The 21765-nt window shown below is 70.6% G+C and carries 16 protein-coding genes; 5 read left to right on the top strand and 11 right to left on the bottom strand.

All coding sequences use genetic code 11. The annotated features are described in order from the left end of the window. The first annotated feature begins 219 nt into the window (after positions 1–219). The 3 genes from AC067M_RS01810 (at position 220) to AC067M_RS01800 (ending at position 7555) form a co-directional block, all read left to right on the top strand. Positions 220–1542 carry an alpha-amylase gene (locus tag AC067M_RS01810; RefSeq protein WP_478695346.1) on the top strand — a complete coding sequence of 441 codons (1323 nt, stop codon included), beginning with the start codon at positions 220–222 and terminating at the stop codon, positions 1540–1542. 142 nt (positions 1543–1684) lie between these two features. Further along, positions 1685–7081, top strand: coding sequence for a pullulanase-type alpha-1,6-glucosidase (gene pulA / locus AC067M_RS01805; protein ID WP_478694975.1), 5397 nt, complete (start codon positions 1685–1687; stop codon positions 7079–7081). 117 nt (positions 7082–7198) lie between these two features. Next, complete coding sequence (locus AC067M_RS01800; RefSeq protein ID WP_478694974.1) at positions 7199–7555, top strand: 5-carboxymethyl-2-hydroxymuconate Delta-isomerase; 357 nt, start codon at positions 7199–7201, stop codon at positions 7553–7555. Positions 7556–7779: 224 nt separating this feature from the next. Here AC067M_RS01800 and AC067M_RS01795 read toward each other — a convergent pair whose 3' ends face one another. The 3 genes from AC067M_RS01795 to AC067M_RS01785 form a co-directional block, all read right to left on the bottom strand. Next, complete coding sequence (locus tag AC067M_RS01795) at positions 7780–8469, bottom strand: TetR/AcrR family transcriptional regulator (protein ID WP_478694973.1); 690 nt, start codon at positions 8467–8469, stop codon at positions 7780–7782. Between the two features lie 100 nt (positions 8470–8569). Next, entirely contained in the window at positions 8570–10474 is a 1905-nt protein-coding gene (locus AC067M_RS01790; RefSeq protein ID WP_478694972.1) for a hypothetical protein, read from the bottom strand. Between the two features lie 49 nt (positions 10475–10523). Next, a complete protein-coding gene (locus tag AC067M_RS01785; protein ID WP_478694971.1) occupies positions 10524–11024 on the bottom strand; it encodes a tetratricopeptide repeat protein in 501 nt (166 codons plus the stop codon). 98 nt (positions 11025–11122) lie between these two features. On the opposite strand from AC067M_RS01785, the gene AC067M_RS01780 reads away from it, so the two are divergent. After that, positions 11123–11575, top strand: coding sequence for a hypothetical protein (locus AC067M_RS01780; RefSeq protein ID WP_478694970.1), 453 nt, complete (start codon positions 11123–11125; stop codon positions 11573–11575). A 112-nt stretch (positions 11576–11687) separates the two neighbouring features. Here the strand turns inward: AC067M_RS01780 and AC067M_RS01775 are convergent, their stop codons facing one another. From AC067M_RS01775 to AC067M_RS01740, 8 genes are all read right to left on the bottom strand, one after another. Continuing rightward, positions 11688–13289, bottom strand: coding sequence for a DUF1996 domain-containing protein (locus AC067M_RS01775; RefSeq protein WP_478694969.1), 1602 nt, complete (start codon positions 13287–13289; stop codon positions 11688–11690). A 195-nt stretch (positions 13290–13484) separates the two neighbouring features. Then, the gene (locus AC067M_RS01770) at positions 13485–14138 is read right to left on the bottom strand and encodes a response regulator transcription factor (RefSeq protein WP_478694968.1); all 654 of its coding nucleotides are present in this window, start codon (positions 14136–14138) and stop codon (positions 13485–13487) included. Next, positions 14123–15412: a sensor histidine kinase gene (locus AC067M_RS01765; RefSeq protein WP_478694967.1), complete on the bottom strand. Its 1290-nt coding sequence runs from the start codon at positions 15410–15412 to the stop codon at positions 14123–14125. Before AC067M_RS01765 ends, AC067M_RS01770 begins: the two co-directional genes overlap by 16 nt. Before the next feature lie 54 nt (positions 15413–15466). After that, a complete protein-coding gene (locus AC067M_RS01760) occupies positions 15467–16504 on the bottom strand; it encodes an NAD-dependent epimerase/dehydratase family protein (RefSeq protein ID WP_478694966.1) in 1038 nt (345 codons plus the stop codon). Positions 16505–16574: 70 nt separating this feature from the next. After that, positions 16575–17141: a winged helix-turn-helix domain-containing protein gene (locus AC067M_RS01755; protein ID WP_478694965.1), complete on the bottom strand. Its 567-nt coding sequence runs from the start codon at positions 17139–17141 to the stop codon at positions 16575–16577. Positions 17142–17424: 283 nt separating this feature from the next. Next, positions 17425–19215, bottom strand: a complete 1791-nt coding sequence (locus AC067M_RS01750) for a HEAT repeat domain-containing protein (RefSeq protein WP_478694964.1) — start codon at positions 19213–19215, stop codon at positions 17425–17427. 69 nt (positions 19216–19284) lie between these two features. Then, a complete protein-coding gene (gene glnII / locus AC067M_RS01745) occupies positions 19285–20313 on the bottom strand; it encodes a glutamine synthetase (RefSeq protein ID WP_478694963.1) in 1029 nt (342 codons plus the stop codon). A gap of 199 nt (positions 20314–20512) precedes the next feature. Further along, positions 20513–20962, bottom strand: a complete 450-nt coding sequence (locus AC067M_RS01740; RefSeq protein WP_478694962.1) for a MarR family winged helix-turn-helix transcriptional regulator — start codon at positions 20960–20962, stop codon at positions 20513–20515. A 79-nt stretch (positions 20963–21041) separates the two neighbouring features. Here AC067M_RS01740 and AC067M_RS01735 point away from each other — a divergent pair. Then, positions 21042–21765 (top strand): alpha/beta fold hydrolase (locus AC067M_RS01735; RefSeq protein ID WP_478695345.1); only part of this gene is annotated, 724 nt, incomplete at its 3' end.

The following is a 21765-nucleotide window of genomic DNA, read 5'->3' as shown; positions in this document are numbered from 1 at the left end:
GACAAATCGTGAGCATGGGGCAGTTGCGGGGGACCCGTCAAGATTGTGGATGAAACTACTTGCTATTGGTTTCAACTCTCTTGCTGTAAACCTTGCGTGGCGGTACGTTCACGCCGGCGCCCGGCAAAGACGCCTGGCCGTCACCGCAAGGAGTTCACGCCCGTGATATCGAGATGGTCCGTCACCGCGACCGCGCTCGCCGCCACGGCGGCAGCCCTCATGGCACCCGCCACCACCGCCAACGCCTCCCCACCCGGCACCAAGGACGTCACCGCCGTCCTCTTCGAGTGGAAGTTCGCCTCGGTCGCCAAGGAGTGCACCAACGCCCTCGGCCCGGCCGGCTACGGCTACGTCCAGGTCTCCCCGCCCGCCGAACACATCCAGGGCTCGCAGTGGTGGACCTCGTACCAGCCGGTGAGCTACAGGATCGCGGGCCGCCTCGGCGACCGCGCGGCCTTCCAGAACATGGTGAACACCTGTCACGCGGCCGGTGTGAAGGTCGTGGTCGACACGGTCATCAACCACATGTCGGCGGGCAGCGGCACGGGGACGGACGGCTCGTCGTACACGAAGTACGACTATCCCGGCCTCTACTCCTCCTACGACTTCGACGACTGCACGTCCCGGATCAACAACTACCAGGACCGCTGGAACGTCCAGCACTGCGAACTCGTCGGTCTCGCCGACCTCGACACCGGCGAGGAGTACGTCCGCAAGACCATCGCCGGCTTCATGAACGACCTGCTCACGCTGGGCGTCGACGGCTTCCGCATCGACGCGGCCAAGCACATCGACACCCATGACCTGGCCAACCTCAAGTCGCGGCTGACGAATCCGAACGCGTACTGGAAGCAGGAGGTCATCCACGGCAGCGGAGAGGCCGTCCAGCCGACCGAGTACACGGGCAACGGGGACGTGCAGGAGTTCCGCTACGCCTATGACCTCAAGCGCGTCTTCAACAACGAGAACCTCGCCTATCTGAAGAACTACGGCGAGGGCTGGGGCTACCTGAACAGCTCGGTGGCGGGCGTGTTCGTGGACAACCACGACACCGAGCGCAACGGCTCCACCCTCAACTACAAGGACGGCGCCAACTACACCCTGGCCAATGTCTTCATGCTGGCCTACCCGTACGGCGCGCCGGACATCAACTCCGGCTACGAGTGGTCCGACACGGACGCGGGCCCGCCGGGCGGCGGTACCGTCAACGCCTGCTGGCAGGACGGCTGGAAGTGCCAGCACGCCTGGCCGGAGATCCTCCGCATGGTCGCCTTCCGCAACGCCACGCGCGGCGAATCGGTCACCAACTGGTGGGACGACGGGGGCGACGCGATCGCCTTCGGGCGGGGTGCCAAGGGGTACGTCGCCATCAACCACGAGTCGAGCAGCCTGAGCCGGACGTACCAGACGTCCCTTCCGGCGGGCACGTACTGCAACGTGCAGAACAACACGACGGTGAGCGTGAACGCCGACGGACAGTTCACCGCGACCCTCGGGGCGAACACGGCCCTGGCGATCTACGCGGGCAAGTCGAGCTGCTGAGTCGCGGCTGAACCCCAACTGCCAGAAGCCTGCTGAAAACTCTTTCTCATTGTTTCAGGACTCTTGCTGTAAGTGTTTCCGCAGCGATACGGTCGCGCGGGGTCGGACCCAACAGAGCCGTCATCGCAAGGAGTCCACGTCAGTGATATCCAGATGGCCGGCGCCGTCGCGGCGCCGTACCGCACATGCCGGACGGGTCGCCGCGGTCACCGTGACCGCGCTGGCCGCGGCGCTCGTCCAGCCCCTCGCCGCCCGGGCCGACACCCCGCCCGCCCCGCCGTCCGACGCGACGCTCGCCGCCGAGCCCGCCCGGCACGACGACACGCGCGAGCAGTTCTACTTCGTCCTGCCGGACCGCTTCGCCAACGGTGACACCGCCAACGACAAGGGCGGACTGACGGGTTCGCGCCTGTCCACCGGCTACGACCCCACCGACAAGGGCTTCTACCAGGGCGGCGACCTCAAGGGCCTGACCAAGCGGCTCGACTACATCAAGGGCCTCGGCACCACCGCCATCTGGATGGCCCCGATCTTCAAGAACCGCCCGGTGCAGGGGACGGGCAGCAACGCCTCGGCCGGCTACCACGGTTACTGGATCACCGACTTCACCCAGGTCGACCCGCACTTCGGCACCAACAAGGACCTGGAAACCCTCATCTCCAAGGCGCACGCCAAGGGCATGAAGGTCTTCTTCGACGTCATCACCAACCACACGGCGGACGTCGTCGACTACGAGGAGAAGTCCTACGACTACCTCTCCAAGGGTGCCTTCCCCTACCTGACGAAGGACGGCAAGCCCTTCGACGACGCCGACTACGCGGGCACCGACGGGTTCCCGCCCGTCGACACCGACTCCTTCCCGCGCACGCCGAAGGCCACGGCGAACGACAAGGTCCCGTCCTGGCTCAACGACCCGACGATGTACCACAACCGGGGGGACTCGACCTACGCCGGTGAGTCGACCACGTACGGCGACTTCTCCGGGCTCGACGACCTGTGGACCGAGCGCCCCGAGGTCGTCAGCGGCATGGAGAAGATCTACCAGCGCTGGGTCAGGGACTTCGGCATCGACGGTTTCCGGATCGACACCGTGAAGCACGTGAACATGGAGTTCTGGACCCAGTGGGCGACGGCCCTGGACGCCTACGCGGCCAGGCACGGGCGCGACGACTTCTTCATGTTCGGCGAGGTCTACTCCGCCGACACGAACATCACCTCCCCGTACGTCACCCAGGGCCGCCTCGACGCCACCCTCGACTTCCCCTTCCAGGAGGCGGCCCGGCAGTACGCCTCCCAGGGCGGCAGCGCGCGCAGGCTGGCATCCGTCTTCGGCGACGACTACAAGTACACGACCGACAAGGCCAACGCGTACGAGCAGGTCACCTTCCTCGGCAACCACGACATGGGCCGGATCGGGTACTTCCTGAACCAGGACAACCCGAAGGCCACCGACGCCGAACTCCTCGCCAAGGACAGGCTCGCCAACGAGCTGATGTTCCTCAGCCGCGGCAACCCCGTCGTCTACTACGGCGACGAACAGGGCTTCACCGGCCCCGGCGGCGACAAGGACGCCCGCCAGACGATGTTCGCCTCCCGCACGGCCGACTACCTCGACGACGACGAGATCGGCACCGACCGGACCCACGCGAGCGACGCCTACGACACCCGGGCACCCCTGTACCGGCAGATCGCGGCCCTGGCCGAGCTCCGCAAGGCCAACCCGGCCCTCATCGACGGAGTGCAGACCGAGCGGTACGCGGCGGACGGCGCCGGCGTCTACGCCTTCTCCCGCACCGGCACCGACAGGACCGAGTACGTCGTCGCGTTCAACAACGCCGGCGAGGCGAAGTCGGCGACCTTCGCGACCGGTTCGGCGGACATGAGATTCCAGGGGATCCACGGGACTTCCGCCCGGGCGACCTCCGACGCCGACAAGAAGCTCACCGTCACCGTCCCGGCCGGCTCGGCGATCGTCCTCAAGGCGGCGGGCAAGCTCGCCAAGCCCGCCACCGCGCCCGGCATCACCCTCCGGGCCCCCGCTGCCGGCGCCACCGGCACCGCGGAGCTGAGCGCCGAAATCGACGGCGGGCAGCTCAACCGGGTCGTCTTCGCCGCCCAGGTCGGCACGGGCAAGTGGCAGACGCTCGGCTCCGCCGACCACGCCCCGTACAAGGTCACCCAGGCCCTCCCCAAGGGCGTACCGGCCGGCACGGCCCTGCGCTACAAGGCGGTCGTGATCGATTCGGCCGGACGGACATCGAGCGCCACCGCGGACAGCGTCACCGGCACCCCGCCCGCTCCCGAGACCCCCACCGCCTCCTCCCGCGACTACGCGGTCGTGCACTACCAGCGCACCGACGGCGACTACGAGAACTGGGGCCTGTACGCCTGGGGCGACCTCGCCGACGGCGAGTCCACGAACTGGCCCGACAGCCACCCCTTCGCCGGCCGGGACGCCTACGGCGCCTTCGCCTACGTCAAGCTGAAGCCGGGCGCCTCGAACGTCGGCTTCCTCGTCATCGACAAGCAGGGCAACAAGGACGTCTCCGCCGACCGCACGATCGACGTCACCAAGTCGGGTGAGGTCTGGATCGAGCAGGGCAAGGAGACCGTACGGACCGAGCGGCCCGACTACCCCGCGCAGGACAAGACCAAGGCCGTCCTGCACTACCACCGCGCCGACGGCGCCTACGACGGCTGGGGACTGCACGTCTGGACGGGCGCCGCGAACCCCACCGAGTGGTCGAACCCCCTGAAGCCGGTGAAGACTGATGCCTATGGCGCTGTCTTCGAGGTGCCGCTCACCGAGGGTGCCACCAGCCTCAGCTACATCATCCACAAGGGCGACGAGAAGGACCTGCCCGCCGACCAGTCGCTGGACCTCACGGCGAACGGCCACGAGGTGTGGCTGTTGAACGGCCAGGAGAAGTACCTCCTGCCGCAGCCCGCGGGCAGCGCGGCCGCCCTCGACCTGACCACCTCCAAGGCGGTCTGGATCGACCGGAACACCCTCGCCTGGAACGGCTCGGACGCGGCCGCCTCCACCCAGCTGCTGTACTCCCGCGACGGTTCGATCGAAGTGAAGGACGGCGCGCTGACCAGCGACGACGAGCGCTGGCTGCGGCTGTCCAGGACCACCCTCACAGACGCCCAGAAGGCGAAGTTCCCGCACCTGAAGGACTACACCGCCTGGTCCGTCGACCCGCGCGACCGCGACCGGGTGCGTGAGGCGCTGCGCGGGCAGGTCGTCGCCTCCCAGCGGGCCGTGAACGGCGCGGTGCTCGCGGCGACCGGCGTGCAGATCGCCGGCGTGCTCGACGACCTGTATCCGCAGGCCACGAAGGCGGAGCTCGGGCCGACGTTCCGCCACGGCCGCCCGACGCTGGCCGTCTGGGCGCCGACGGCACAGTCGGTGAAGCTGGAGCTGGACGGCTCCACGGTGCGGATGAAGCGGGACGACACCACCGGCGTCTGGTCCGTCACCGGACCCGCGTCCTGGAAGAACAAGCCGTACCGGTACGTCGTCCAGGTGTGGGCGCCCAGCGTCCGCGAGGTCGTCACCAACAAGGTCACCGACCCCTACTCGGTCGCCCTCACCGCGAACTCCGAGCGCAGCGTGGTCGTCGACCTCGACGACCGGGCCCTCTCGCCGAGCGGCTGGTCCAGGCTCGCCAAGCCCAAGGCCGTACCGCTGAAGGACGCCCAGATACAGGAGCTGCACATCCGGGACTTCTCCGTCGCGGACCGGACGGCCCGGCACCCCGGCACCTACCTCGCCTTCACCGACAAGGACAGCGACGGCTCGAAGCACCTGCGGGAGCTGGCGAGGGCGGGCACGTCCTACGTCCACCTGCTGCCCGCGTTCGACATCGCCACGATCCCCGAGAAGAAGGCGGACCAGGCCACCACGGACTGCGATCTCGCCTCCTACCCGGCCGACTCCGACCGGCAGCAGGAGTGCGTCAGGAAGATCGCCGCGAAGGACGCCTTCAACTGGGGGTACGACCCGTACCACTACACGGTCCCCGAGGGTTCGTACGCCACCGACCCCGACGGCACGCGGCGCACCGTCGAGTTCCGGAAGATGGTGCAGGCGCTCAACGAGGACGGCCTGCGGGTCGTCATGGACGTCGTCTACAACCACACCGCCGCGAGCGGCCAGGCGGACACCAGTGTCCTCGACCGGATCGTGCCCGGCTACTACCAGCGGCTCCTCGCCGACGGCTCGGTGGCGAACAGCACCTGCTGCGCCAACACCGCCACCGAGAACGCCATGATGGGCAAGCTGGTCGTCGACTCGATCGTCACCTGGGCCAGGGAGTACAAGGTCGACGGCTTCCGCTTCGACCTCATGGGCCACCACCCGAAGGCCAACATCCTCGCGGTCCGCAAGGCCCTCGACGCGCTGACCGTCGACAAGGACGGCGTCGACGGCAAGAAGATCATCCTCTACGGCGAGGGCTGGAACTTCGGCGAGGTCGCCGACGACGCCCGGTTCGTCCAGGCAACGCAGAAGAACATGGCCGGCACCGGCATCGCCACCTTCTCCGACCGCGCCCGGGACGCGGTGCGCGGCGGCGGCCCCTTCGACGAGGACCCCGGCGTCCAGGGCTTCGCGTCCGGGCTGTACACCCAGCCCAACTCCTCCACGGGCAACGGCACTTCCGCCGAGCAGAAGGCGCGCCTGCTGCACTACCAGGACCTGATCAAGGTCGGCCTCTCCGGCAACCTCGCCCGCTACCGCTTCACCGACACCGGCGGCAAGGAGGTCACCGGCGCCGAGGTCGACTACAACGGCGCCCCCGCCGGATATGCGGACGCCCCCGGCGACGCCCTCGCCTACGCGGACGCGCACGACAACGAGTCGCTGTTCGACGCGCTGGCCTACAAGCTGCCCGCGTCGGTGAGCGCGTCCGACCGGGCTCGGATGCAGGTCCTCGCCATGGCCACGGCAACTTTCTCGCAGGGCCCGTCCCTCTCCCAGGCGGGCACCGACCTGCTGCGCTCCAAGTCCCTCGACCGTAACTCCTTCGACAGCGGTGACTGGTTCAACGCGATCCACTGGGACTGCCGGGACGGCAACGGCTTCGGGCGTGGGCTGCCGATGGCGGCCGACAACGCCTCCAAGTGGCCGTATGCCAAGCCCCTGCTCGGCGCTGTCTCCGTCGGCTGCCGGCAGATCGAGGGGGCCTCGGCGGCCTACCGGGATCTGTTGCAGATCCGTACGACCGAGAAGGACTTCTCTCTCGGTACGGCCGAGCGGGTGCAGTCCCGGCTGTCCTTCCCGCTGTCGGGGAAGGACGAGACGCCCGGCGTGATCACCATGCGCCTCGGTGACCTGGTCGTCGTCTTCAACGCGACCCCCACGGCCCAGGAGCAGCGCGTCGCCTCGCTCGCCGGTACGGGCTATCGCCTGCACCCGGTGCAGGCGGGGGGCGCGGACTCCGTGGTCAAGGCCGCGCGGTACGAGCCGGCCTCCGGCACCTTCACGCTGCCGGGGCGCACGGTCGCCGTGTTCTCGCGGACCGCTCGCAGCTAGGGTCTTTCGTTTGGATCAGGCTGGATCAGGGAGACCCCGCGAGCCCGGCATGATCCAAACGAAAGACCCTAGGGCAGGCCTTAGGGTGAGGCGTGTTGCCATAGAACAGGAGTGCCCATGCCGCAGATCACCGTCGACTACTCGGCTCGGCTGGCGGACGACTTCGACCGCACGGGCTTCGCTCAGGCGCTGCACGCAGCGACGGTCGAGATCGCGGCCGCCAAGCCGCCGGCCTGCAAGACGCAGTTCCGCCCGACCGAGGACACCGTGGTCGGCCCCGACACCGAGGGGCACGCCGTCGTACACATTCACATCGGCCTGCTGGCCGGTCGTACGGAGGAGACCAAGGCCCGGCTCACCGAGACCGCGCTGGAGCTGCTGCGGCAGCATCTGAAGCCGGCGGAGGGGCTGGCGCTGCACGCCTCCGCCGAGTGCCGCGACCTCGACCCGTCGTACCGGAAGTTCGAGAGCTAGGGCCTCTCGTTTGGATCAGGCCGGGCTCGCGGGCCCCGGCACCGCACCTCGCCGCGTTGTCGTCGGTTGGCAGGGCTCCGCCCTGCCAACCCTCCTCCGCCTTGCGATGCACGGCACCGGACCCCGCTCCCTGATCCGGCCTGATCCAAACGAAAGACCCTAGTGCCCCGACAGGCAACGTTCACCCCGTCGCGCAAACGTTGCCTGCCGGGGCACTGGAGGGTTCAGGACGCCAGGGCGATCAGCCGGCCGATGAGTTCGCCGAACGGACCGTCGGCCGGTTCGTCCTTGAGCATGCCGCGCAGGATCGCGCTCATCTCCTCGTCGTAGGCGGCGCTGACCGCGGTGAGCGCGGCGAAGTCGTGCACGAGCTGTGCCTCCAGTTCGGCGCGCGGGATGCGTCGGCCGTCCAGCCAGATCAGCGCGGTCGACTCGGCGAGCGAGATCCAGGAGCGGATGACCAGTTCCAGTCGCGCGGGCGGCTCGGTCACGTCCAGGTGCGAAAGGATCTGGTCATACGCGGCCTGGCGCACGGAGTCGACCAGCGCGTTGGTGGTGGACGAGCCCACCGCCGGGCCGCCGCGCATCAGCGCTGCGAAACCGGGCCCGTGCTCGTCGACGAAGTCGAAGTACCGGCGCATCACCCGCAGCAGCCGTGTGCCCAGCGCACCCACGCGCGGCTCCGCGAACCGGCCCGCCAAGTCCTCCGACGCGCGCTTCAACGCGGCCTCGTACAGACTGAGTTTGCCGGGAAAGTAGTGGTAGACGAGCGGGCGGGAGATGCCTGCGGCCGACGCTATCTCGTCGATGGAGACCTCGTCGGGCGAACGCCGGCTGAAGAGTTCGAGGGCGACGCCGATCAACTGCTGCCGCCGCTCCTCGACACCCATGCGGCGACGAACCCCGGTAGTCATGCGAACACTCTACCGATCGATTCCAGCCGCGAACCGACCGGATCAGTAGGGGATGTTCACATACTCGCGCGGGGCCGACCACTACTGGGCCGGCCCCAACTCACCCGAGCCCGTTGATCGTCCGCCCGTTCGTCAAGGTCCCCTTCAAGTCGGCCTGGGCTCCCTTCCGCCCGCGTGCCGTCAGCAATCGGCCCGAAGCGGAGGCGGTGACCCCGCCCGTCGCCTTGATGGACGCCGTGTTCTTGCTGCCGGCCGCGAGCAGGTACCAGTGCCCCCCCGCCGACTTCCACAGCACCCCGGCCAGCACGTGTGGGTCACGCGGTCCGCACGCCGGCACGTCCGCGGCCTGCGCCACCACCGCGCTGTACGTTCCGCCCCGCGTCCCGAACTGCGCCCGCACCCGGGGCCCGTCGCCCCGCCAGGTCTCCGCCCGCGTGCACACCCACGCGCCGGATCCGCTCCCGTCGGGCAGCGGCTGGCTCGCGTACTTCCACGTGTTCACCGACCGCACGCCCTGGCCGCGTGAGTCCGCCAGGGAGCAGGCGAACGGGGCCCAGGCACGCAGCGACTCCGCCCCGCTCACCTCGTGCGGCTTCCCCGGCCGCCCCGCGGAGAGGTGGGCGGGCAGCAGCTCGCCCAGGTCGCTCAGCAGCCGCGTGCCGGAGGCGTCGGTCACCTGGAGCACGTTCCACGACGTACACGCGCCCGTCCGGGTCGCGGGGCTGGCCAGCGGCGAGGTGGTCCCCCCGGTCACCGTCAGGGCCATCACACCGGCGCCCGGCTTCGCCAGGTCCCGCTCGGCCGCCTTCCTCACCCACGGCGCCACGAGGTAGCGGACGTTGCCGTCGGCCCGCCCCAGGACCACCGCGCTCGCCTCGGCGCCGGTCGCGCCGTCGGCCCGCGCGAAGTCGAGGGCGGCCCTGGCTGTGCCGTCCTTCGCCTCGGCGTACCGGGCGATGCGCAGACCGTCGTAGAGGATCACCACGCGCACGTTGTCGACGTCGCCCGCGTACAGCAGCTGGGGCGGTCCGGCGGGGCCGCCGGACGGGGTGCCCGGGGTCGCCGCGACACTGACGGTCTCGCCGGGGCGCGCCCAGACGGCGAGCGCGCGGCGCAGGAGCGCCGAGTCGTCGGCGAGGGCGCCGCGGGCGGGCCACACGGAGAAGTCTCTGCGGGTGGCGGTGCGCCAGGTGGTGGGGGCGACCCGGGTCAACCTGCCTGGGTCCAGGGCGGCCTCGGCCGCGGGGTTCCGCGCGTACGGCGGGGCGGCGGCGCCGTCGGGGCCCAAGCCGTCACCGGGCAGGGCGAACAGCGTGCCGCACACGGCGAGGGCCGCGGCGGCGGCGAGCGCGGCCTTCGTGTACTGCCTGCGCCGCCTCAGGTCGGTGGGCCGGGCCTGGAGCGAGCAGGGGTCGAACTCGGGGGAGTCGAGCAGCGCGTATGGCCCACCGACCTCGTCGGCCTCCCGCAGCGCGGCTGTGGGGTCGTCGACGCCGGCCGCGGTCAGCACCGTGCGGACATCCGGGTCGGGCAGCTTCTCGAGCCCGCGCAGCACGTACGCGGCCCGGGCGGGGCCGGAGAGCGCGGACAGCCGCTGGTCCAGGGCGAGTTCGTCGGCGCCGCCCGAGCGGGGGAACAGGCGCAGGCCCCACACCTGGGGCAGCAGCGGCGGCAGCTGGGAGCGCCTGGGCCAGGCACTGAGCCTGAGCGGCCGGCCTGCCTCCAGTGCCGTACGCAGCACCTGGAGGCGGACGTAGGAGTAGCCGGCGTCGGCGCCCTTGGACTGGGCCGGGATCACGGGCGTGGACGACCGGCCCCGGGGCAGCGCGCGCTGGGTGAGGGCGTGGGCGGTCAGGACGCGCCGGCCCCGGCCGAGGCTCGGCGGCAGGACCAGGTAGGCGATCCGGACGAGGCGTGGGTAGTGCTCGACGAGCGCGGCCTCGGCCTGTTCGAGCGAGGCGGAGAGCGTGGGGGAGGGGTGCTGGGCGACATCCTGTGACTGCACGTTCAGCAGAACGAGCGAATCGGTGGATGGTCACCACCCCCCGGGCGACTCACCCATCCGGTTCAACCAGCGCTCGCGCGTAGTTCGCCATCGACCTCTGGTAGCGCGGCAGATGGGGGGCCAGGGCGCCCAGCACCAGGGACAGGCCCTCGCGGTCGCGGCCGAGGCTCGACAGGCACAGGGCGAGGGTCGCGCGTACCGCGTCGTCCAACTCGTCGGAAGGCGCGTCCAGTTCGGGTGTCAGCAGCTTGACGCCCTCCTCGGCCTGCCCGATGTTCCTGAGCGAGCTCGACAGCTGGATCTTGGCGCGCCTGCCTTTGTAGCCGTCCAGGCCACGTGCCAGCGCCTCCCGGTAGAGCGGGGCCGCTTTGTCCGAGTGGCCCGTCGAGTCCCAGGCGCACGCCTGCTCGAACGGGCCGAGGGGGCTGCCTTCGGGCAGTTCGGCGACGAGCGCGTCGATCACGGCGCGGAACGTCGCCGCGTCCTCCTCGGGGTAGTCGTCGAAGGTCGCCCAGGCGGCGGTCACGCGGTCTTCCCAGTCTTGGTTCACCGGGTCACCTTCGCACAGGCGTGCCCGTGGTGGCCTGTACTTTGAGCGCTCCGTACCCGGGAGCCGTATCCAGGACGAGGCTCTCGCAGGGAGGACAGATGAAGGTGACCCGACCGATGCTCGCGCTGAGCGGCGCCGCACTGGTGCTGGCGCTGGCGGGCTGCGGCTCAGGCTCCGGCTCCGACACGGACACGAAGGCCGTCCCGTCGGCGGCCACCGGCAGCCTGGAGCACCTGGCCGCCGAGGTGAAGTGCAAGCCCAACATGCAGACCGACGCGGACGAGATCCGCCAGGCCGTCTGCAAGAACGGCGACGGCAAGTTCATCCTGGCGACCTTCGCCACCGACCGCGGCCAGCGCGAGTGGCTCAACGGTGCCAAGGACTACGGCGGCCACTACCTGGTCGGCCGCAAGTGGGTGGCCGTGGGCGAGACCAAGACGGTGGTGGCGCTGCGCGAGACGCTCGGCGGTGACATCGAGGAGGGCGCCGACCACACCGCGCACGAGGGGTCGCACGAGCCCTCCGACGGCGCCACACACTCCGGTCACTGACCACTTCGGTCACTGATCACCAGCGGTCGCTGATCGGACCCCACACACGAGAAGGCCGGCGGTGAGGAATCCTCACCGCCGGCCTTCTCATTGGCTCAGCCGCAGTGTCGCATCACGTGCAGTTCTTGCCGGTGTTGATGCAGTTGACCATCTGGTTCATCGTGTTCGCGCTGAAGAAGTTGATGAAGTCGTTGTGGTCGGTGATCGGCTTGTGCAGGTTCTCCGGGAACGTGTCCACCGCGTACGGGTTCACGACCTGGCCGTTCTGCAGCTTCGGGGCCGGAACGTTGTAGACGAGCCGGACCTGGAGCTGGGGGATCGCCTTGAAGCCGTTGGCGCAGGAGCCGTCACCCTGGACGAACGCCACGTGCGTACGGTGGTTGGCGCTGTCGATGTTCTTGCCGTCCCAGCAGCTCTGGAAGTTGCTGGTGCGGACGACCTGGCTGCCCTGCGGGCAGATCGGGTACTTGTCCTTCAGCTGCACCTTGTTCTCGAAGCCGGTGCAGCTCCAGTTCACGTTGGCGTTGGCGTTGCCGTTGACGAAGGCCTTGGCGTCACCGGTGATGATCCGCAGGGCCTGCGGCATCGCGACGACGTTGCCCTTCTTGTTGCCGACGAACTTCAGCTGGGCCTGGGCCGGCTGAAGGATCTTGCCGACGTTGCCCTCCTTGCCGCCACCGTCGTTGTTCTGGTCGAAGTCCTGCTGACCGTTCTGCAGACGCAGCACCGGCCAGAAGTACGACGACTTGTCGCCCTGGTTCTGGCAGCTGGTGCCGGCACCCGCCAGCTCCTGGTCGTTCGCGAAGGCGTCGTTGTTCTGGTTGCCGACGTAGTCGTGCAGGTGGTGCGCGCCGTTGGTGACACCGGGGGCCACGATCACGTTGTCCGTGTTGTGGTTGTCGTTGCCGTTGGTGCCGCAGTTCGAGGTGAAGGTGCCCCGGGAACCGCTGTTGCCGTTGGCAGCGAGGCCGTTCTGGCCGACACCCAGCTGGGCGTTGCCCTGGACCTTCGTGATGTCCACGAAGTCCGCCGCGACCGGGCCGTTGCCGCCCTGGCCACCGTTGCCCTGCTGGCCACCCTGCTGCTGGCCGCCCTGCTGGCCGCCCTGCTGCTGACCGCCCTGCTGCTGGCCGCCCTGCTGCTGGCCACCCTGCTGGCCGCCCTGCTGCTGGCCGCCCTGCTGCTGGCCGCCCTGCTGCTGGCCACCGTTCTGCTGCTGGCCGCCGGCGGTGGTCTGCGCGTTGGCGGTCTGCGGGGTGCAGGCGGCGAGCTGGCTCAGCTGGTTGTTGAAGCTGCCCCCGACGCGCTGGATGTCGATCCGGATACGGTCGATCGTCGCGGCCCGCTTTTCCTTCAGGGGACCGACGATCGCGTTCTGGACGAAGCCGGCGTCACCGGCCTGGGCCTGGCGCGTGGAGGCGAGCCGGGCGTAGGCCTCGGTGATCTGCTTGTCCAGGAGCGCCAGCTCCTTCGCCACCCCGTTGCGAGCCCCGCTCGGCACGTTCGTGAGCTTCTGGCCCACGTCCGGGCAGGCGATGGTCGCGACCTGGGCGGCGGCGGCCTTGGTCTGGTTCTGCGCCGAGTTGTTGGACTCGTGCGCCGAAGCGTAGAAGTTCGCCCAGATCAGCCCGCCCCCACCGAGCGCTAGGGCCGCCGATGCTGCCACGGCCTTCGTGGCCATCGACGAACGGCGTTTACGTGTGTTGCGTCCCATGGAACTCCTCTGACTTCCTTGCGGGGCAGCATCGAGGCGCCCGACAGGAGTGAAGCGGCGTCCTCTCTTACGCATGTGGTCCCAGAGGTGTTCAGCCGTCTCAGGAATTGGTGAGAGACCGGTGCGTCAAGGGACGAGACAATTCGCCCCCAACTACCTCGTCGTCCCTGGTAGTTGGATTGCGAAGATTTTGTGTCAGCGGTCCCGGTTCAGATGGGCCAGCACGGCCAGCACGCGCCGATTGTCATCGTCCGAGACCTCAAGTCCCAGTTTGGTGAAGATGTTGGCGGTGTGCTTGGCGATGGCCCGTTCCGTGACGACGAGCTTGCCCGCGATCGCCGCGTTGGACCGGCCCTGCGCCATCAGCTCCAGCACCTCCAGCTCCCGGGGTGTCAACCGGTCCAGCGGCCGGCCGTCGCCCGACCGCCGCGCCAGCAGCTGCTGGATCACCTGAGGGTCCATCGCCGTACCGCCCGCCGCCACCCGATGTACCGCGTCCACGAACTGCTCCGCGTCGAACACCCGGTCCTTCAGCAGATACCCCACGCCGCCACTGCCGTCGGCGAGCAGCTCCCGCGCGTACAACTGCTCGACGTGCTGTGAGAGGACCAGCACCGGAAGGCCCGGTCTCTCCCGGCGGGCCCGCAGCGCGCACTGCAGGCCCTCGTCGGTGTGTGTGGGCGGGAGGCGTACGTCCACCACCGCCACGTCGGGCCGGTGCTCGGACAGGGCCCGGTCCAGCTCCGGACCGCTCTCGACGGCGGCGGCGATCTCGAAGTCGTGGGCCTGCAGGAGCCGGACCAGTCCGTCGCGCAGCAGGAACAGGTCTTCGGCTAGGACAACGCGCAAGGGATCTCCATGGTCACCATGGTGGGACCGCCGGCGGGGGAGCTGACGGCCAGGACGCCGTCGAATGTACCGAGGCGCCGCTCGATCCCGGCCAGGCCCGAACCCGCCCCGACCGCCGCGCCGCCCTTGCCGTTGTCGGTGACGGACATCCGCAGGCAGCCGTCGGCGTGGTGCAGGTCGACCCAGATGCGGTCGGCGCCGGAGTGCTTGACGGCGTTGGTGAGCACCTCGCTCACCGCGAAGTACGCCGCCGACTCCACCGGCGCGTCCGCACGGCCGCCGGCGAGGTCCACGGTCACCTCCGTCGCGACCGGCAGCCGCAGCGCCAACGCCCTTACGGCGTCGCCGAGGCCCCGCTCGGCGAGCACCGGCGGATGGATCCCGCGCACCAGGTCGCGCAGTTCGGCGAGGGCGTCGACGGAGGACTGGCGGGCCTGCGCGAGGAGCTGCTTGGCCTGCCGCGGGTCCTTTTCGAGGAGCATCTCGATGGTCCCGAGGTCCATGCCCATGGCGACCAGCCGCGCCTGCGCCCCGTCGTGCAGGTCCCGCTCGATACGGCGCAGCTCGGCGGCGGAGGTGTCGACCGCGTCCCGCCGGGTCTCGGTCAACACCTTCACCCGTTCCGCCAGTTCGGCCTGAGTCGGGGTGAGGACGGCACGGGTGAGACGGAAGTGGACCTGGAAGGCGCTCGTGGCGTACCGGTGGGCGGCGAAGAGGATGGCGACGCCCAGCGCGCCGGCGCCGAGGGCGGACACCTGGTCGCTGACCGGCACGAAGCCGTACCAGTACGGCCCGTACTCGCCGTACTTCCCGCCCGTCATGACCCGCCACAGCCCGGCCGCCAGCGCGAACCCCTCCAGCGGGTAGAGGACGAGGATCGTCGGCAGCAGCGCGGTGACGAACCCCGCCGTCATGTCCACCGGCAGCCACCGCAGGTCCCGCCAGGTCGCCGGGTCCCGCAGCAGCGCGAAGGTGCGCGTCCACGGGTTGGCCTTCTCGGGTATCGGCCGGTAGGCGGAGGGGATGCGCACCCCGCCCCACTCGGCGGCGAGCACCCGCCGCCGGTCGGCGAAGGCGCGCACCCCGGCCAGTACCCACGGTGTGGTGACGAGCCCGATACCGATGGGGATGAGGGCGATCGACACAGCGGTGAGGGTGAAGCACAGGACGGCCAGCGGCAGTGACACCACAGCCAGCACGAACCCCCGCCCGGCGGCGCGCAGCATTGCTTGCGCCCTCGAACTGCCGCCGTCCCTCTTCGTGTTGGTGTTCATGGATGTCAGTCTGGCCGACCCGCGGGGCAGGGGGCATTGGCTTCAAGCCCCCGGTCAGGGGGTGGTGCCAGGTACACCTCCCGCCGCGCTGCCGAGCAAGGCCAGCACCTTCGCCTCGATCTCCGCATCAAGGCCCTTGCGGGTCCTGTCGGGACGTTGGGGCGCCGTACCGCCGATGTCCCGGAGCCAGGTCCAGGTGTCGGCGACCGTCTCCTCGACGGGCCGGCAGGACAGTCCGGTGGCCATCGCCCGCGAGACGTCGGCGGAGTGCAGGGCGTCGTGCATGTCGCTGCCGGGCGGCACCCACACGGGCAGTTGCGTCCACGGCTCGATGCCCGCGTCGAGGATCATCTCCGGCGCGGCCCAGCGCAGCTCGGCCGCGGACCCGGTGACCCGCACGCACGCGTCCAGCAGCTCGCCCATCCTGGCGTGTCCCTGCGGGCTCATCAGGTTGTACGGCCCGCTCAACTCCCGCTCCACCGCCCCGAGGACCCACTCGGCGAGGTCACGGACGTCGACGTACTGCAGGGGCAGGTCACGCGGGCCGGGGGCCAGAACCGGCCCGCCCCGGGCGATCCGGTTCAGCCACCAGGGCAGCCGGCCGACGTTCTCGTACGGGCCGAGGATCAGCCCGGCCCGTACGAGCACGGAGTGGTCCGCGCCGAACGCCGCCACGGTGGCCAGCTCGCCGCCCCGCTTGTCACGGAGGTAGTCGGTGTGGCCCGCGTCGGGCTCCGCTCCCTCGACCAGCGGCGCGTCCTCGGCGTACCCGGCGGGCGGGGCCCAGGTGTACACCGAGCAGCTCGACACGTACACGTACCGGCGCGCGCGGCCCCGCAGCAGCCGCGCGGTGCGGTGGACGGCCACTGGCTCCGCCGACCAGGTGTCGACGACGGCGTCCCACTCGTCCTCACTGCCGGCCAGGGCGGTGAGCCCGTCGGGTGAGGTGCGGTCACCCGTCAGTGACCGGGCGCCGGGGACGGGATCGTGCCGCCCCCGGTTGAAGACCGTCACGTCCCAGCCGCGCCCCAGCGCCGCCTCCACCACGGCCCGTCCCGCGAACTCCGTTCCACCCAGCACAAGAAGTCTCATGCCGGTGACTGTGCCCGGCGGAGCGGCGGGACGGAACGGCAATCTGCTGATGGCAGAGGGGGGATCTGATTCAGCGTCCGGCGGGCGGGGTGTACTTGTACCCGACCCGGCGCACCGTCTGGATCGTCTGGCGGTGCTCGGTGCCCAGCTTGCGGCGCAGCCGCGCGATGTGGACGTCGACGGTACGGCCGTCGCCCACGTGGCCGTAGCCCCACACCGTGCCGACCAGCTGGTCGCGGGTGTGCACCCGGCCCGGGTGCGCGACGAGGTGCGCGAGCAGCTCGAACTCCAGGTAGGTGAGGTCGAGTTGACGCCCGTCCACCTCGGCGGTGCGCTGCACGGGGTCGATGCGCACCAGCGGGTCGCCGACGGCGGTGTCGTCGGGGGTGGGCTGGTCCGGCACCGCGACCGGCAGGAACGGCGGCTGCTGGTCGGCCGGGACCAGCACCAGGTAGCCGATCATCGGAGGGCGGCCCGGGAGCGTGGGCAGGGTGTGCTGCGGCGCCGGCATCCAGGTGGCACCGGGCGGCAGGAAGTCCGCGACGGTCGCCACCTCGTCGCGGTCCACGGCACGCAGGTGGTGACGGGCGGAGGCGGGGAGGGGGGCAGCGGTGGAGAGAGAACGAGTGGTCGCCATGAGAGGTCAGCTCTTTCGCGCGAGAGGTTCGTCGGGGGACGTACGCCGGTTCGCGCTGGCCGAAGGCCGGGGTGTACGGCTTTAGAGGGCCGGCGCGTTCGTCGCGCGACAACACACCCGGTCGAAGTCGTGGTGCTGACGGGAAGGCCAGAAGGGCTCGAGGTCGTGGCGACCTGTCGCGGAGTACTTCTGGAAGCTGGCCATGGGCCCATTGAAGCAGAGACGCGCGGGTGACAGCAGACTCCTCTCACTGCTTGGACGTTTCCGTGGCGCGAAGTCGAGGTCAGTCCACGACTTCTGCGGTCTCCAGCAGCTTGCGTACGGTGTTCCGTACGACGTAGTCCGGATGCAGGGCGTCCCCGCCCATGAGGTCGCGAATGCGCCGCCGCGGGGACTCGGCCCCCTGTCGCAGCGGGGCGACGGCGAAGCGCGGGACCAGTCCCATCTCCGTGAGGCTCACGAGCGGGTGGGGCAGCCGGGGGTGGATCCTCTCCCACCTGACCGCCCACCGGCCCAGAGGTTCCAGGGTGTCCTCGGTCCTGCCGGTGATGCGCCAGACGGCCGTGGCGGCGGCGGGGGAGCCGTCGGCGAGGAGCGGCTCGATGAACGGCAGCAACGGAGCGGCCGCGGGGCCGAGTTCGCTCACCCAGTGCAGCGCCCCCGAGAACCCGGCGGTCATCTCCTGCCGGAAGAAGGACAGGGCCGGACCGGGGTCGCCGCTGATCCGGTGGTAGGCCACCGCGGCGACCGCCGAGACCGAGGAGTGGGCGCGCTCGTTCACGCAGGCCAGCAGCGCCCGCTCGGCCACCTCACCGGCGGCGGGACCCATACGGCCCAGCGCGGCGACCGCGACCGGCGGGTATCCGGTGCCCGTACGCGCCAGCAGCTCGGTGAGCTCCTCGACGAACTCCACCGCCACCTCGGGGTACCGCTCCAGCACCTCGGTCAGGTAGGGCGAACCGCGGTCGAGTCGCGCACCGACCGCCCGCGCCAGGGGCCGTGCCTCCGCCCCGAACTCCTCGGCCACCGCGGTCGCGGCACGGACGGTGACGTACTGACCGGGCAGCTCCTCGACCAGCCGTACGGCCTCCTCGACCGCCTCCGGCGCCCGCGTGCGGGCGAGCGCGGTGACGGCTGTCGCCCGTACCGCCGGGTCGTCCGCGGTCAGGTACGGCCGCGCGTGCGCGCGTACCGGCGCGTGCAGCTCCGTCGGCAGCGAGCAGGTCATCTGCGCCAGCCGGAACAGGTCCCAGTCCTCGGCCGCCATGGTGCGCAGTGCCCAGGGGAGCACGTCGGCCTCGCGGTCCCGCCATTCGTCGACGATCTCGAAGGCGAGCGGCACACCCCCGGCGAGCGCCCGCAGCGCGGCCTCGGGGTCCTCCAGCAGCCGGTCGGTGAACACCTTGTGGGGCCTGGCCCACAGGGCTCTGTCCGGCTCGTGCGGGTCCGCCGCGTACGCCCGCGCGCAGTGGTCCACCAGCGCGCCGGGCAGTGGCAGGTCGGCGGTGCGCAGCAGGTCCTCGGCGGCGGCGAGCGCGACGCGGGGCTCGGGGTCGGTGAGCAGAGCGTGCCGCCACGCGCCGTCGCCGGGATCCAGCAGCCCGAGCGCGGTCACCAGGTGGGCACGCACCTGCGGGTCGGTCTCCTGGTCGAACCGGCTGCGCAGCAGGGGCAGGGAGTCCTCCCCGCCGCACGCGGTGATCAGCAGCACCATCGCGTCCCGTACGGGCGGGTCGGCGTGGTGCGCGAAGGGCAGCAGGGCCGGCAGCTCGTCCGCCACCGCCCGCTGGGCCGGCTGCTGTTCGTCGGGCCATCCGGACCGGGTCGCGAGGTCGCCGAGCAGCCGCAGCAGGTCCTCCCGGTGGCCGTGCCCCTCCAGGGCGAGCCGGGCCAGCCCCGGCACCGCACGCGCGATCGCGACGGCGAGGTCGTCCTCGTTCCACGCCGCGGTACTCAGCCAGCTCATCGCCTCCTCGCGCACGTCCGCGTCCGTGGACTCCATCGCCCGCAGCAGCCCGGACACGTCCCCCGCCGAGCCGTACGCCCGTACCTGTTCCACCCCGTCGTTCCCCATGGCGGCGCACGATACGCGGAAGGGGCGCCCGCCACGACGGCGGACGCCCCTTCCGGGAAGAACCGTGGATCAGACCTGGCCGGCCTTCTCCAGGGCGGAGCAGCAGGTGTCGACGAGGAGGCGGGTCACCACGTACGGGTCGACGTTCGCGTTGGGACGGCGGTCCTCGATGTAGCCCTTGCCGTCCTTCTCGACCTGCCACGGGATACGGACCGAGGCACCGCGGTTGGAGACGCCGTAGGAGTACTCGTTCCACGGGGCGGTCTCGTGCAGACCGGTCAGGCGGTCGTCGATGCCGGCGCCGTAGTTCTTGACGTGGTCGAGCGGCTTGGAGCCCTCACCGAGCGACTCGCACGCGGTGATGATCGCGTCGTAGCCCTCGCGCATCGCCTTCGTGGAGAAGTTGGTGTGCGCGCCGGCGCCGTTCCAGTCGCCCTTGACCGGCTTGGGGTCGAGGGTGGCGGCGACACCGAAGTCCTCGGCGGTGCGGTAGAGCAGCCAGCGGGCCACCCACAGGTGGTCGGAGACCTCCAGCGGGGAGACCGGACCGACCTGGAACTCCCACTGGCCGGGCATGACCTCGGCGTTGATGCCGGAGATGGCGAGGCCCGCCTTGAGGCAGTTCTCCAGGTGCGCCTCGACGACGTCACGGCCGAAGATCTCGTCGGCGCCGACACCGCAGTAGTAGCCGCCCTGCGGGGCCGGGAAGCCGCCCTTGGGGAAGCCGAGCGGGTAGCCGTCCTTGAAGAACGTGTACTCCTGCTCGATGCCGAAGATCGGCTCCTGCGCGGCGAACTTCTCGGCGACCTCGGCCAGCGCGGCACGGGTGTTCGTGGCGTGCGGCGTGAAGTCGATGTTCAGGACCTCGCACAGGACGAGGATGTCGTCGCCGCCGCGGATCGGGTCGGGACACGAGAAGACCGGCTTGAGCACGCAGTCCGAGGCGTGGCCCTCGGCCTGGTTGGTGGAGGACCCGTCGAAGCCCCAGATCGGCAGCTCGGCACCCTTGGCGTCGTCGCCCAGCATCTTCGTCTTGGAACGGAGCTTGGCCGTCGGCTCGGTGCCGTCGATCCAGATGTACTCAGCCTTGAAGGTCACGGGCCACTTCCTTCGGGGGTGCGTCTAGGCGCGATTGCGGGTGCTGCGGCGCTGCGGCACTGGGACGCCGCGCTTGTGTTGCCCGCGAGCCTGTCAACAGGCGATTTCCCGGTCATTGCCCGAGTGTGAACCCCGTGTTACCTGGGGGTGCTGTGGCGCACCTCACGGCCTGTATGCCCCAGGGAGGGGGTATGGAGGGTCACTCGCCCTCGGCCGCCGCCTCCCGCACACCGCCCAGGAACCCCCGGATCGCGGCGACCTCCCGCTCGTCGTACCCCCGCACCAGCTCCACCACCCGGCCGATCAGCGGCCCGAAGAAGGCCTGGCCGAGCTCGACCGCCCGTTCGTCCACCTCGATGAGCACCTTGCGGCGGTCCCCCTCGGCGCGCACCCGCCGTACGTGCCCGGCCCGCTCCAGACGGTCGACCAGCGCCGTCGTCCCGGCCGAGTTCAGCCCGAGCGCCGCGCCGAGCCGCCCGGCTGTCATCTCCTCGTCCGCCCGCCTGGCGTCCATGAGGGCGATCAGGGCGCGTACGTCCGTCGGATGCATGCCATTGCGCTGCGCGAACCGCGCGCTGTGCAGGCCCAGTTCGACGGTCACCGCGCGCAGCAGGTGGACGATCTCCCTCTCGGGTTCCTGGGACGGCATGGTGCTCCTTCGGTTATCGTCACGTTCGGCAAGTATCTCGGTGAGCGAGATATTAGAGGAGGGGGCGGGTGTGGTGAGCATGCGCGGTGCGTACGACTTCGAAGGTTTCCGGGCCGCGTACGACAAGGTCATGGCCAAGTGGCCCGCCGAGCGGGAGGCGGTCCGCGTGCCGACGCCGTTCGGCACGACGTACGTCACCGTGTGCGGCCCGCCCGACGCGCCCCCGCTGCTCCTCCTGCCGGGCGGCGGGGGCGCGACCTCCGCGTCCTGGTACGCCCAGGCGGCCGACCTCGCCCGCCGGCGCCGGGTGTACGCCGTCGACCTGATCGGCGCCCCCGGCCTGAGCGTCCCGGCCGCCGACCGGCACCCCCTTACGGTCGCCGACCTGGCCGCCTGGCTGGACGCGCTCCTCGACGGCCTGGGTGTCGAGGTGACCGACCTCGGTGGACACTCCTACGGCGCCTGGATCGCCCTGCACTACGCCCTGCGCGCCCCCGCTCGGGTACGCCGCCTGTTCCTCCTCGATCCGACCCAGTGCTTCGCCGGATACAAGGCGACGTACCTGCTGCACGCCCTGCCGATGCTGCTGCGGCCCACGCCCCGCCGCGTCCGCGCGTTCCTGGAATGGGAGACCGGGGGAGGGGGCCTGGACCCCGACTGGCTCCGCCTCCAGGAGGCGGCGGCCGGATTCCCGTCCCCGAAGCCGGTGACCGGCCCGGGGGGGGGGGGGGGGGGGGGGGGGGGGGGGTGGAGGGGGGGGGAGGGGGTGTGGGGGGGGGGAAGCAAGGACCATGGAAGAGCCG

The sequence above is a fragment of the Streptomyces sp. NPDC043427 genome (assembly GCF_056436655.1).
This window is presented reverse-complemented; position numbering and strand designations above follow the sequence as displayed.